This is a genomic window from Mesorhizobium sp. M2A.F.Ca.ET.046.03.2.1, from assembly GCF_003952425.1.
Classification (GTDB): Bacteria; Pseudomonadota; Alphaproteobacteria; order Rhizobiales; family Rhizobiaceae; genus Mesorhizobium.
Genome location: NZ_CP034449.1, coordinates 2801425 through 2814169, shown reverse-complemented (window position 1 = coordinate 2814169; position 12745 = coordinate 2801425). Strand labels below are relative to the sequence as shown.

General features: G+C 64.8%; 12 protein-coding genes. 5 read left to right on the top strand and 7 right to left on the bottom strand.

Annotated features, from left to right (window positions below; all coding sequences use genetic code 11):
• Positions 1-7 precede the first annotated feature (7 nt).
• From EJ072_RS13370 to EJ072_RS13335, 7 genes are all read right to left on the bottom strand, one after another.
• The gene (locus EJ072_RS13370; protein WP_126080110.1) at positions 8-2587 is read right to left on the bottom strand and encodes a PAS domain-containing sensor histidine kinase; all 2580 of its coding nucleotides are present in this window, start codon (positions 2585-2587) and stop codon (positions 8-10) included.
• A gap of 190 nt (positions 2588-2777) precedes the next feature.
• Positions 2778-4178 carry an adenosylhomocysteinase gene (gene ahcY, locus EJ072_RS13365; RefSeq protein ID WP_126080109.1) on the bottom strand — a complete coding sequence of 467 codons (1401 nt, stop codon included), beginning with the start codon at positions 4176-4178 and terminating at the stop codon, positions 2778-2780.
• A 163-nt stretch (positions 4179-4341) separates the two neighbouring features.
• Positions 4342-4638, bottom strand: coding sequence for an HPr family phosphocarrier protein (locus EJ072_RS13360; protein WP_126080108.1), 297 nt, complete (start codon positions 4636-4638; stop codon positions 4342-4344).
• A complete protein-coding gene (locus EJ072_RS13355) occupies positions 4635-5036 on the bottom strand; it encodes a PTS sugar transporter subunit IIA (protein ID WP_027166957.1) in 402 nt (133 codons plus the stop codon). The genes EJ072_RS13360 and EJ072_RS13355 overlap by 4 nt, the downstream gene beginning before the upstream one ends.
• 164 nt (positions 5037-5200) lie before the next feature.
• Positions 5201-5662, bottom strand: coding sequence for an HPr kinase/phosphorylase (locus EJ072_RS13345; RefSeq protein WP_126080107.1), 462 nt, complete (start codon positions 5660-5662; stop codon positions 5201-5203).
• Between the two features lie 12 nt (positions 5663-5674).
• The gene (locus tag EJ072_RS13340; RefSeq protein ID WP_126080106.1) at positions 5675-7459 is read right to left on the bottom strand and encodes a sensor histidine kinase; all 1785 of its coding nucleotides are present in this window, start codon (positions 7457-7459) and stop codon (positions 5675-5677) included.
• Between the two features lie 159 nt (positions 7460-7618).
• Positions 7619-8320, bottom strand: a complete 702-nt coding sequence (locus EJ072_RS13335; RefSeq protein ID WP_095819116.1) for a response regulator transcription factor — start codon at positions 8318-8320, stop codon at positions 7619-7621.
• Between the two features lie 340 nt (positions 8321-8660).
• On the opposite strand from EJ072_RS13335, the gene EJ072_RS13330 reads away from it, so the two are divergent.
• The 5 genes from EJ072_RS13330 to EJ072_RS13305 all read left to right on the top strand — a co-directional run bounded on the left by EJ072_RS13330 (position 8661) and on the right by EJ072_RS13305 (position 12720).
• Positions 8661-10271 carry a phosphoenolpyruvate carboxykinase gene (locus EJ072_RS13330; RefSeq protein ID WP_126080105.1) on the top strand — a complete coding sequence of 537 codons (1611 nt, stop codon included), beginning with the start codon at positions 8661-8663 and terminating at the stop codon, positions 10269-10271.
• A gap of 185 nt (positions 10272-10456) precedes the next feature.
• Positions 10457-10894, top strand: a complete 438-nt coding sequence (gene arfB, locus EJ072_RS13320; protein WP_126080103.1) for an alternative ribosome rescue aminoacyl-tRNA hydrolase ArfB — start codon at positions 10457-10459, stop codon at positions 10892-10894.
• A 90-nt stretch (positions 10895-10984) separates the two neighbouring features.
• Entirely contained in the window at positions 10985-11602 is a 618-nt protein-coding gene (locus tag EJ072_RS13315) for an alpha-ketoglutarate-dependent dioxygenase AlkB (RefSeq protein ID WP_126080102.1), read from the top strand.
• 69 nt (positions 11603-11671) lie between these two features.
• The gene (locus tag EJ072_RS13310; RefSeq protein WP_126080101.1) at positions 11672-12169 is read left to right on the top strand and encodes a glycosyltransferase family 87 protein; all 498 of its coding nucleotides are present in this window, start codon (positions 11672-11674) and stop codon (positions 12167-12169) included.
• A gap of 14 nt (positions 12170-12183) precedes the next feature.
• Positions 12184-12720 (top strand): hypothetical protein, encoded by a 537-nt coding sequence (locus EJ072_RS13305; RefSeq protein ID WP_126080100.1) that lies wholly within the window; start codon positions 12184-12186, stop codon positions 12718-12720.
• The last annotated feature ends 25 nt before the right edge of the window (positions 12721-12745 follow it).

Here is a 12745-nt window from a genome sequence, read left to right as displayed (position 1 = left end):
GGCCGCGCTACTCGGCCGCGTCGCGGATGCCGGCCGGCGTATCCGGGATTCCGGACGGCTTGTCCGGGAAGGTGCAGATCACCGTGGTGCCCCTGTCCTGGCCGGTCTCGATGCGCACGGTTCCGCCATGCAGCTCGACGAAGCTCTTGACGATCGAGAGCCCCAGCCCGGCGCCGCGCCGCCGCCCGCCATTGGCGCGCGGCTCGAAGCGGCGGAAGACCGACTCCAGCACGTCCGGCGGCATGCCGGGGCCGTCATCATGCACCGAGAACTCGACGGCGTCGGCCAGCCGCCGGCAGGTAAGCCGGATCGTGCTTGCCTCCGGCGCGTAGTTCGCCGCGTTGCTGAGCAAATTGTAGAGGATCTGGCGGATGCGGGTCTCGTCGCCATGGAAGCTCGCCGGCGCCTCCGTCGCGTCGATCGCGAGCTTGATCCGGTGCTCGTCCAGCCGGTCGGCGACCAGCTCGGCCGCCGCGGCGATCGTCCGATCGATATTCATCTCGGAAATGTCGAGCTGCATGATTCCGGCGTCGACCGTCGCCAGGTCGAGAATGTCGTTGACGATGGTGAGCAGCACCGATGACGACGAGCCGACATACTCGACATATTCGCGCTGCTTCGGCGTCAACGGCCCGGTGGCGGGCAGCGACAGCAACTCGGTGAAGCCGATGATGTTGGTCAGCGGCGAGCGCAGCTCATAGGACACGTGCTGCACGAATTCGTTCTTCAACTGGTCGGACTTCTCCAGCGCTTCGTTCCTGTCCTTCAGCGCCCGCTCGACATTGACGGTGTCGGTGACGTCGACGAAGGTGATCATCACCTGGCCATTGGGCAGGTGGATCACCGCGTAGCTCAGCACGTTGCCATTGATCAGCTCGATCTGGCCGCGCCGGTCGCGGCGCTCGTCGTCGAAGCCGGTGACGGCGGCGACGAAGCCGCCCCACGGGCTGTTCGCGGCGTGCTGGTCGCACAGGTCGCGGATCGCCGAGACATGGACGTTGGGCTTGAGCGCTTCCGCCGTCAGCCCCCAAAGCGCGACGAAGGCCGGATTGGACAGGCGCAGCCGCCCGTCCGGACCGAAGACGACCACGCCTTCGGCGAGGTTGTCCAGCGTCTCGCCCTGCACCCGCACGGCGGTCTGGTAGCGGCTCTCGAGATCCATCTTCTCGGTCAGGTTCTCGAACACCCAGGTGACGCCGCCCTTCGGCTGCGGGTTCGCCACTACGCGGATCGTCTTGCCGTCCGGCAGGTGCCACCAATGCTCCTGCGATTCGACGGCGCGATAGGCGCTGAGCAGGTTCTCCTTCCAGCGCCGCCATTCCGGCTGCTCGGCGATCCTGCCTTCCGAGCGCAGCCGGTCAAGCAGCAGCGTGTTGGAGGGCGCGCTGAGCAGGAAGCCCGAATCCAGGCCCCACAGCTTCTGGAAGGCCTGGTTGAAGAAACGCAGCTTCTCGTCGGTGTCGAAGATCGCCACCGCGGTGTTCAGCTGGTCGAGCGTGTCGGCATGGCTGCGCACGGTCCGCTCATGTTCGGCGCGGATCGTCTCGGCCGCGCTTGTGTCGCAAGCAAGTCCCGCCGAGCCGTCGGCGCCGGCGAAGTCGGTGACCGCGAACATGCGGCGGTCGCCATCGATCACGGTGGAAAGCGTCTGTTCGAAGACCGCGCGCGTCTTGTGCTGTTCGGCGATCTGATCGCGCGCCTGGCCGCCGAGGAACTCCCTGGCGTCGCGCACGGCCGCAGCCGGGCTTTCCGCCTCCACCGCCTCGGCATAGGCGCGGTTGACCCATTGCAATCGGCCGTCCGCCGCCCGCAGCCATGCCGGCATCTTCAACGCGTCGAGCAGGCCGATCATGGTGTCGTGGTCGGCGCTGAGCCGCTGGTTCTCGATCTTCAGCCTGGCTTGGTTGCGCAGCGTCTCCGACAGCGAGACGAAGCGCACCAAGACATGCGCCGCGCTTTTGCGGCCATGCACTTCCAGCGGCACGCCGGCCTGCGTTTCGATGACCAGATCGAAGGCCTTTGCCTGCTCGCGCAGCGCGGCGACCGCGTGTTCCAGCGCCGCCGCCGAGCGCGGCATCAGCCAGCGGCCGAAAGCGAGGAAGGCGGACCTGTCGTCGGGCGCGCCGCTTTCCAACGGCAGGCTGCCGATGAGTTCGGGTTTCTTGTTGTCCGTGGCCCAGACGATCAGCCGCTGGTCGCGCAGGTTGAGCAGCGCCTCGGAACGCTGCAGCGCCGCGTTGACGTCCGCGATGCGGGCCCTGAGCTGGACATTCTGCGCGGCGGTGCGCCCGCGTTCGCGGATCAGGAAGATGGCCGAGACAAGCGCCGCGCCCATCACGCCGACGAACATGGCGAGCTGCATGACCTCGACGGTACTGACCGGCGCATCGGCCTTTCCCGGAAGGCTTGTGTCGGCGCGCGCGGCAAAGGCGAGCAGCGGGCTGGCAAGCGCCGAGGTGGCAAGAAGCAAGGCCTGCCGCGCACCGGCGCGAAAACCGCCGCCGTTCACGGCGGGGTCGGCTTCGTTCGAATCCTCATGGCCGCCGGAAACGGCCTTTCCCGCGCTTCGCGGGTAATCCCCCGGCATGTCTTGGTCCTCTTCGCCGCTTGAATGCAAGACCGCCCTGAATGCGTCCCCGGCCCAACATGTCCCCGGACCGCGAATCACAACAATAACGCCTGCTGGAATCGGCGTGAAGAATCATTGGCGCAAAAAATAAAGCCGGGCGGAAAGTCAACCACCCGACTTCAATATCTGGTAGATAATTTCGCTTTGGTTAATAGCGGTAGTGTTCCGGCTTATACGGGCCCTGCGGCGTCACGCCGATATAGGCGGCCTGTTCGCCGGAGAGCTCCGTGAGCTTGGCGCCGAGCTTGTCGAGATGCAGCCGCGCCACCTTCTCGTCGAGATGCTTGGGCAGCACATAGACCTGGTTCTGGTACTGGCCGTGCTTGGTGAACAGCTCGATCTGCGCCAGGACCTGGTTGGTGAACGAGGCCGACATGACGAAGCTCGGATGTCCGGTGGCGTTGCCGAGGTTGAGCAGGCGTCCCTCGGAGAGAAGGATCATCCGCTTGCCGTCCGGGAAGGTGATCAGGTCGACCTGCGGCTTGACGTTGGTCCATTTCAGGTTGCGCAGCGACGCCACCTGGATCTCGTTGTCGAAGTGGCCGATATTGCCGACGATCACCATGTCCTTCATCGCCCGCATGTGGTCGAGCGTGACGACATCCTTGTTGCCGGTGGTGGTGATGACGATGTCGGCGGTTGGGGCCGCGTCTTCCAGCGTCACCACCTCGAAGCCGTCCATCGCTGCCTGCAGCGCGCAGATCGGGTCGACCTCGGTGACCTTGACGCGGGCGCCGGCGCCGCGCAGCGAGGCCGACGAGCCCTTGCCGACGTCGCCATAGCCGCACACCACCGCGACCTTGCCGGCCATCATCGTGTCGGTGCCGCGGCGGATGCCGTCGACCAGCGATTCCTTGCAGCCATATTTGTTGTCGAACTTCGACTTGGTGACGGAATCGTTGACGTTGATCGCCGGGAAGGGCAGCAGGCCCTTCTTCTGCAGCTGGTAGAGGCGGTTGACGCCGGTGGTGGTCTCCTCGGTGACGCCGCGGATTGCTTCGCGCTGCTTGGTGAAGAAGCTGGGCGAGGCCTTCAGGCGCTTCTTGATCTGCGCGAACAGGATCCCTTCCTCCTCGCTGCCGGGATTGGACAACACGTCCTCGCCGGCCTCTGCACGCGCGCCGAGCAGAATATACATGGTGGCGTCGCCGCCGTCATCGAGGATCATGTTGGATGTGCCGCCATCGGTCCACTGAAAGATGCGGTCGGTGTAATCCCAATAGTCCTGGAGCGACTCGCCCTTGATGGCGAAGACCGGAATGCCGGCCTCGGCGATCGCCGCAGCCGCATGGTCCTGCGTCGAGAAGATGTTGCACGATGCCCAGCGGATGTCGGCGCCCAGCGCCTTCAGCGTCTCGATCAGCACCGCCGTCTGGATCGTCATGTGCAGCGAGCCGGTGATGCGCGCGCCCTTCAGCGGCTTCTTGGCGCCGAACTCCTCGCGGCAGGCCATCAGGCCCGGCATTTCGGTTTCGGCGATCTCGATCTCCTTGCGGCCCCAGCCGGCAAGCGAGATGTCGGCGACCACATAGTCCTTGCTACCCGTCATGGCAGTGCTCCGGTGTGATTTTCTCAATGCGCGCCGGCGCCGGGAGGCGCATGGAAGGGCGCGGTTGCCGGCCTGACTAGCAGATCGGCCGCGATACGACAATGGGACATAAAGAAATCTTTATGCGCGCATGTCTTCGAGGCGCGAAATGTGAGGCCGGGAACTAGATTTCCTCGCCGAAACGCGAGGCGACCAGCTGCTCCAGCGCGTCCATGGCCGGCACGGCTTCCGGGCCGCTGGCGATCACGCGGATCGAATAGCCCGGGCTCGCCGCCAGCATCATCAAGCCCATGATCGAGGTGCCGCCGACCTTCACGCCGTCCTTCTCGACATGGATGGTGGCATTGAAGCCGCTGGCAACCTGGACGAATTTCGCCGAAGCGCGCGCATGCAGGCCGCGCTGGTTGATGATCGGGAACTCCCGCACAACCTCGTCCGTCTGCTGCGCCGGTGCGTTCATTTGCTGCTCAGGAGCTGGCTGGCGACGTTGATGTATTTGCGGCCCGCCGCCTGCGCTTCATCGAGCGCGGCGGCCATGTTGTCGCCCTTGCGGATCGAGGAGAGCTTGATCAGCATCGGCAGGTTCATGCCGGCGATGACCTCGGTGCGACCGGATTCCATGACCGAGATGGCGAGGTTGGAGGGCGTGCCGCCGAACATGTCGGTTAGCACGATGACGCCGGCGCCGGTGTCGACGCGCGCCACAGCGTCGACGATGTCGGCCCGGCGCTGCTCCATGTCGTCGTCGGCGCCGATCGCCACGGTTTCGAAATTGTCTTGCGGCCCGACGACATGTTCTACGGCATGCCGGAACTCGGTGGCGAGTTGACCGTGCGTCACGAGCACGAGTCCGATCATTCTCTGGTGGCTCCCGTCATCGCCGCTTCACAGGCGTATATTATGTTCGCCAGCCATTCCAGGCGGCGGGAGCGCTATCTTGTCGACGCACGGCCGGTTGACAAGCCCAAAATTGCGGCGGCTTGGGCCATTTTGACGCATCGCAGCAAAAAACCCCGGCCGGATCATGAAAAAGGCTGGATCGCCAGCCGCGCCATCAGCATGGGCAGCGCGGCGGTGACATTTTGCCGGGTGATGTCGATGCGGGGCAGCCGGCAACCCTCGATCGTCTCGGTGGCTTCGTCTTGCAGCCGCGCCATATCGGCCGGCTCGACAAGCCGAACGACAAGGTCAATCACGGCGGCCGGCTCGAAGGCCAACGGCCGCGGCCCGATGCCGTGCACCTCGCAGAGTCCCGCGATGCTTGCCGGCGCGCGGCACACCAGCCGCCCGCCATGCGCGGCGGCGAACAGCTGGTCGTCGCCCAGCAGCCGGGAAAACATGCCGCGGGTTCGGCAATGATCGAGGAGCGCCAGCGCCAGCGTCGTCTTGCCGGCGCCGGACGGCCCCGTGATCAGCACGCCGCGCTCGCCGATCAGGAGGGCCGTCCCGTGGATATTCAGGGGCTTCGCGGCGGTGTCCGGCATGTTCGGCTAGCGTCAGCCTTCCGCCGGCAGCGTCACCACGAAACGCGCGCCCTTGATCTCGCCGGGCTTGGTGCCGGGGATGTTTTCGGCCGTCAGCGTGCCGCCATGCGCCTCGACGATCTGGCGGCTGATCGACAGCCCGAGACCAGAGTTCTGGCCGAACGCCTCGCCGGCCGGCCGGTCGGTGTAGAAGCGCTCGAAGATGCGGTCGATGTTCTCGGCCCGGATACCCGGGCCGTTGTCGTCGACGGTGATGATGTTGAACTTGCCAGCGCGCGCCAATGAGATCGCGATATGGCCGTGCTCGTCGGGCACGAAGGAGCGCGCGTTCTCGATCAGGTTGGTGATGACTTGGCCAATCCTCAGATCATGGCCGACAACGTAATAGCCCTTGGCGCCGGTCGGCAGCTTGGCCACCTTGAGTTCGATCTCGACAGCCTTCTTGTTGCGCGTGGTCTCGCGCGAGACCGCGACCAGATCGGTGATGAACTTCTTCAGGTCCACGGTTCCGGCGTCCTCGCGCGCCAGCTCCGCGTCGAGACGGGAGGCGTCGGAGATGTCGGTGATCAGCCGGTCGAGCCGCTTCACGTCGTGCTGGATGATCTCCATCAGACGCGCGCGAGACGTGTCGTTCTTCGCCAAGGGCAGCGTCTCGACCGCGCTGCGCAGCGATGTCAGCGGGTTCTTCAATTCATGCGAGACGTCGGCGGCGAAGCTTTCGATCGCCTCGATGCGCGCGTAAAGCGCATTGGTCATGTCGCGCACGGCGATGGACAAATTGCCGATCTCGTCCTGCCGGTCGGAAAAGTCCGGTATTTCCTCGCGGTTCTTGACGCCGCGCCGCACCCTGACGGCGGCGGCGGAAAGCCGCCGCAGCGGATTGGCGATGGTGGACGCCAGAAGCATCGAAAGGATCGCGGTGACCAGCGCCGCGACGCCGAACACGCGCAGGATCGCCTTGCGCTCGGCCGCGACGATCTTGTCGATATCGCCGCCTTCCGTGGACAGCATCAGCACACCCAGCACGGCGCGAAAACGCTGGATCGGCACCGCGACGGAGACGATCTGCTCGCCCTGCTCGCTCACCCGCACAATGGTCGAAGGGCTGCCGGTCAGCGCCTTGACCACCTCCGGGAAGGCCGCGCCATTGCCGCCGGGCTGCTCGTGGTAGACGGGCAGGTCCTTGTTGCGGAAGAAGTCGAAGATGAACTTCTCGACCCGCTCCACGAGGGCGGGCTGTTCGTCGTCGACGGGCGGCAGGTCGTAGCGCAGGATCTGGCCGCGCGAATAGAGATGCCGGGAGTCGAGCAGGAGGTTCGCGTCGCGGTCATAGATGCGGGCGCGGGTGCGCGTCGGCGAGATCAGCCGTCTCAGCACCGGCGCGACGCGCTCGGGGTTGATCGGGAAGTCCAGATTGTCGAGCTGGTCCGATCCGGGCCCCAGGCTCTCGCCGGCCTGCAGCTCGAGCAGCTTTTCCGGGTCGATGCTGATCGAATCGGTTTCCACCGTCGCCGAGGCGGCGATCGCGCCGGCGATGATTTCGCCCTGCGTCATCAGGCTCTCGACGCGAGCGTCGATCAGGCCGTCGCGAAAGGTGTTGAGGTAGAGGATGCCGGTCACCAGCACGGCAAGGCCGGCCAGGTTGAGGAACAGGATGCGCCTCGTCAGGCTGGAGAAGATGTGATGGCCGAGAAACCGGCGCATCGGCACCGTGATTCTCGACACGAAGGCGGGCACGATCCGCGGCGGACGCCTTGCCGCGCCCGCCCGTCTGCCTCGCTCTACTTCCACTGCCATCGAATAGCAGGCCCTGGTTAATTAGTGAGTAGTGAGTAGGCAGTAGGCAGTAGGGAATAGAGCAGTGGCTGGCGGGGACCGCAGCTGGCATAACCGGCCGCTCGCACTATTCAAAGCTGACTACCGACTATTCCCTACTGCCTACTCACTACTGCCTATTCATGCTTCGCGGAACCGGTACCCGACTCCGTAAAGGGTTTCGATCATCTCGAAGTCGTCGTCGACGGCCTTGAACTTCTTGCGCAGCCGCTTGATGTGGCTGTCGATGGTGCGGTCGTCGACATAGACCTGCTCATCATAGGCCGAATCCATCAGCGCATCACGGCTTTTCACCACACCGGGGCGCTGCGCCAGCGAATGCAGGATGAGGAACTCGGTCACCGTCAGCGTCACCGGCTCGCCTTTCCAGGTGCAGGTATGGCGTTCCTGGTCCATCACCAGCTGGCCGCGTTCGAGCGAGCGGGCCTGCTGGGCGGGCGCCTTGGCCGCCGCCTCGCGGGCGCTGGTCCGGCGCAGCACCGCCCGCACGCGCTCGACCAGGAGCCGCTGCGAGAAGGGTTTGCGGATGAAATCGTCGGCGCCCATCTTGAGGCCGAACAATTCGTCGATCTCGTCGTCCTTAGACGTCAGGAAGATCACCGGCAGGTCCGATTTCTGACGCATGCGGCGCAACAGCTCCATGCCGTCCATGCGCGGCATCTTGATGTCGAGGATGGCGAGGTTCGGCGGGCGCGCCGCCAGGCCTTCCAGCGCCGACGCGCCGTCGGTGTAGGTTTCGACCCGGTAGCCCTCGGATTCGAGCGCGATCGACACCGAGGTCAGGATGTTGCGGTCGTCGTCGACAAGCGCGATTGTTGCCATTTCAAGCGGCTCCCTCATGAGCTGTCCCTTCTGTCGTCGAGAAGGGGCTTTTGCAGGACAAATTGGGTACAAAATGTGGCACGGGCCCTGTCCGAAGTCACGGGCGGCCTGCCGCTACACACCATCGCACCCATAACGGGATTGGACGATTGGAGTCTGCCAATCCTTTGGGCAACGTCCGCGACTTTTGCACATATAAACGATTTAAACAACTTTCAAATTTTTTAAATCGATTAATGATTTGATATCATTCGGCTTTTCTGGTTCTGAACCTGACAGCCCCCGGCACGGGCTCAGTGAAATCCCCGTCACATGCGGCCAAATCCAGAGAGGAAATTTGATGTCGGAAGCCGGCAAACGCAACCCCGACTGCGCTATTGACGCGATCGGCCTAAAGACCACGGGCATGGTGCGCTACAATCTCGGCGCGGCCGAACTCTACGAGGAAGCGATCCGGCGCAGCGAGGCGAGGCTGACCGCGCAAGGCGCGCTGGTCGCCGAGACCGGTCAGCACACCGGGCGTTCGCCGAAGGACAAATTCGTCGTGCGCGACGAGGCGACCGAGCCGCATGTCTGGTGGGACAACAACAAGGCGATCTCGCCCGCCCAGTTCGAGTCGCTGCTTTTCGACTTCCGCGCCCACGCGGCGGACAAGGATCTCTATGTTCAGGACCTGATCGGCGGCGCCGACGCCGACCTCAAGCTGCCGACCCGGGTCATCACCGAATTCGCCTGGCACTCGCTTTTCATCCGCAACCTTTTGATCCGCCCGCAAGCCGCGGAGCTCGAGCGCTTCCTCCCCGACATGACGATCATCGATTTGCCGTCCTTCCGCGCCGATCCGGCGCGTCACGGCACCCGCACCGAAACCGTGATCGCGGTCGACCTGATCCGCAAGATCGTGCTGATCGGCGGCACGTCCTATGCCGGCGAGATGAAGAAGTCGGTATTCACCATGCTGAACTACCTGCTGCCGCAAAAGAGCGTGATGCCCATGCACTGTTCCGCCAATGAAGGCCCGGCCGGCGACGCGGCGGTGTTCTTCGGCCTGTCCGGCACCGGCAAGACGACGCTGTCGGCGGATCCGTCGCGCACGCTGATCGGCGACGACGAGCATGGCTGGGGCCCGCACGGCGTCTTCAATTTCGAGGGCGGCTGCTACGCCAAGACGATCCGGCTGTCGGCCGAGGCCGAGCCTGAGATCTTCGCCACAACGCAGCGCTTCGGCACGGTGCTGGAGAATGTCGTGCTCGATGCCGGCCGCGTGCCGGATTTCAATGACGGCAGCCTCACCGAGAACACGCGCTGCGCCTATCCGCTGGACTTCATCCCCAACGCCTCGAAGACCGGCCGCGCAGGCCATCCGAAGAACATCATCATGCTGACCGCCGACGCTTTCGGCGTGATGCCGCCGATCGCCAAATTGACCCCGGCGCAGGCGATGTATCACTTCCTGTCCGGTTACACCGCCAAGGTCGCCGGCACGGAAAAGGGCGTCACCGAGCCGGAGGCGACCTTCTCGACCTGCTTCGGCGCCCCCTTCATGCCGCGCCATCCCTCGGAATACGGCAATCTGCTGCGCGAGCTGATCGCCGAGCACAAGGTCGATTGCTGGCTGGTCAACACCGGCTGGACCGGCGGCGCCTACGGCACCGGCCGCCGCATGCCGATCAAGGTGACGCGCGCTCTTCTGGGCGCCGCGCTCGATGGTTCGCTGAAGTCGGCCGAGTTCCGCACCGACGCCAATTTCGGCTTCGAGGTGCCGGTGGCGGTTCCGGGTGTCGACGGCGCCATTCTCGACCCGCGCTCGACCTGGGCGGACAAGGCCGGCTACGACCGCCAGGCGGCGAAGCTGGTCAACATGTTCGCGACCAATTTCGAGAAGTTCGAGCGTCACGTCGACGCCACCATCCTGGGCGCAGCGCCGCGCCTGCAGGAGGCGGCGGAATAATCGCTGCCTCGAGCGTCCTCACCTCCAGGGCCCGGCCAGCGCAATTCCAGGAAAAGTGCAAAACGGTTTTCCGTCCGGAATTGCGTCAACATTGAGAGCCAGGGAGGATTCGCCGTTTCCGTGAAACGGTGAAGCCCCCTGCGCCGGGCCTTTTCTTTTTGCAGCCGTCGCGTCATGAGTGCTCCATGGCGAGCGACGACGACATCATCATATCAGGCGAAGCGGTCATCCATGCGGGCGACCTGCATGAGGACTTCATCCGCTCGTCCGGCCCGGGCGGCCAGAACGTCAACAAGGTAGCCACCGCCGTACAGTTGCGCTTCGACGCGGCGAACGCTTCGGGCCTTAGCGAGCGGGTCCGCGTCCGCGCGATCAAGCTTGCCGGCCAGCGCGCCACCAAGGACGGCGTCATCGTCATCGAGGCCGGCCGGTTCCGCACCCAGGAGCAGAACCGCGCCGACGCGCGGGCGCGCCTGACCGCGCTGGTCGCCAAGGCGGCCGAGCCGCCACCGCCGCCGCGCAAGAAGACCAGGCCGTCCAAAGGCGCCGTGGAGCGCCGCCTCAAGAGCAAGGCAGGCCGGTCGACGGTGAAGAAGCTGCGCGGTCGCGTCGACAGCGACTGAGAACAGCATGCCGGAAACGAGCGGCCGTTTTCGGGTCGCGGAACTCTTCCTTCGGTGGCATGCTTTCGGGCCAATTGATCGGATCGATCCATGCTCGTTCTGCCCAAAGGCGTCCGCCACATGCCGGGCTACATCGCTCGCCCCGCCCAGGAAGCGCTGGTCAAGGAGATCCGGCGCGTGGTGCAGGCCGCACCCCTCTACGTGCCCGCCATGCCGCGCACCGGCAAGCAGATGAGCGTGCGCATGACCAATTGCGGCGCGCTTGGCTGGGTGACCGACAAGGAGCGCGGCTACCGCTACCAGCCGACGCATCCGGTGACCGGCGAGCCTTGGCCGCCGATCCCCGAGGCGCTGCTGCAATTGTGGCGCGAAGTCTCGGCTTACCCGCATCCGCCCGAGGCCTGTCTTGTCAACTTCTATGCGGCGGACGCCAGGATGGGTCTGCACCAGGATCGCGACGAGCAGGATTTTGACGCGCCCGTTGTGTCGGTCTCGCTGGGCGACGACTGCCTGTTCCGGGTCGGCCAGAACACGCGCGAAGGCGGCACCAAATCGTTCAGGCTGAAGAGCGGCGACGTCGTCGTGCTCGGCGGCGAGGGGCGCCTCGCCTTCCATGGCGTCGATCGCATCTATCCGGCGACATCGGCGCTGTTGAAGAATGGCGGCCGCATCAATCTGACGCTGCGGCGGGTGACGGTGCCTGGCTGACCATGTCCGGGGGCAACGCGATTTTAAGGACACCCACGCTACAAGCGCGGTTGCCAAATCGAGATCGCCATGGAACCGAACTGGATCAGGACCCGAAGCCTCTTGGACGTGGCAATGGTCACGGTCGTATCGATGATCGGTATCTGGATGGCCGAGGTCTACCTGAGCATGTTGTGGAACCTCGACGGCAGAGGGTTTTCCGAGCTATCGCACAGGCTGCCCTACTGGGATTTCACCAATCTCTGGGCCGGCTCCCGCCTGGCCATCGACGGCCATGTTGCCGTGCTTTTCGATGCGGACGCCTACCGCGCGGCGTTGCGCGGCATGTTCTCGCCCGACCTTCCAAATCAGGAATGGAGCTATCCGCCGAACATCCTCTTGCTCGGCGTCCCGCTCGCGACCCTGCCGATCCTGCCCGCCTTTCTGGTCTGGACGTTCGGGACCGTTCTGTGTCTGTGGCTGGCAATCCGGCCGCTGAAACTCGGAGCGCTGGTGGAACTGGCGGTCGTCCTCAGTCCCGCCGTTATCTGGAACTCGATATTCGGTCAGAACGGCGGCTGTTCCTGACCGAAACCCGTCCCTTGATGACGGCGATCATGGAGGCGCCTTATCCGCAGCCTTATCAGTATAATGCGATAACGTTGTTCTTCACGGCGAGGGCGCTCGGCTTCGGGCTAACCGCCGCCTATGGCGCCCAGGCGGTCGCGACTATCATTTCCATCGCCATAGCGGTCTGGCTCTGGCGGCCGGGGCGCCAGGTCTCGCATCAGGAACGCGTGGCGCTGACCGCTGTCCTTGCGATCCTTGCCACGCCCTACGGCTACACCTACGACACGATCGGTCTGGCCGTCGCTGTCGCCATGCTGGCCGCGATGACGTCAAGGCCGCCCCGGCTGATACTCGCGATTTGCTGGCTCTGGCCTTTCGTCACGCATTACTTCACCTGGGGCGGATATTGCGTTGCCGTCCTGGTGCCATTGTTTCTCGCGCGTGGATGCTGTCTACGAAATGGACGGGAAGCCGGAAGGCTGAAATCTCCGCAAAGCCGTCGCTGGCGTAGCGGTTCAGGGCGCAGCCGTTCTGGGGCAACTGCCCCGGCGATTTTCCGTCTGGCATAGCGCAAGGAAGAGGGCTTCCGCGTCC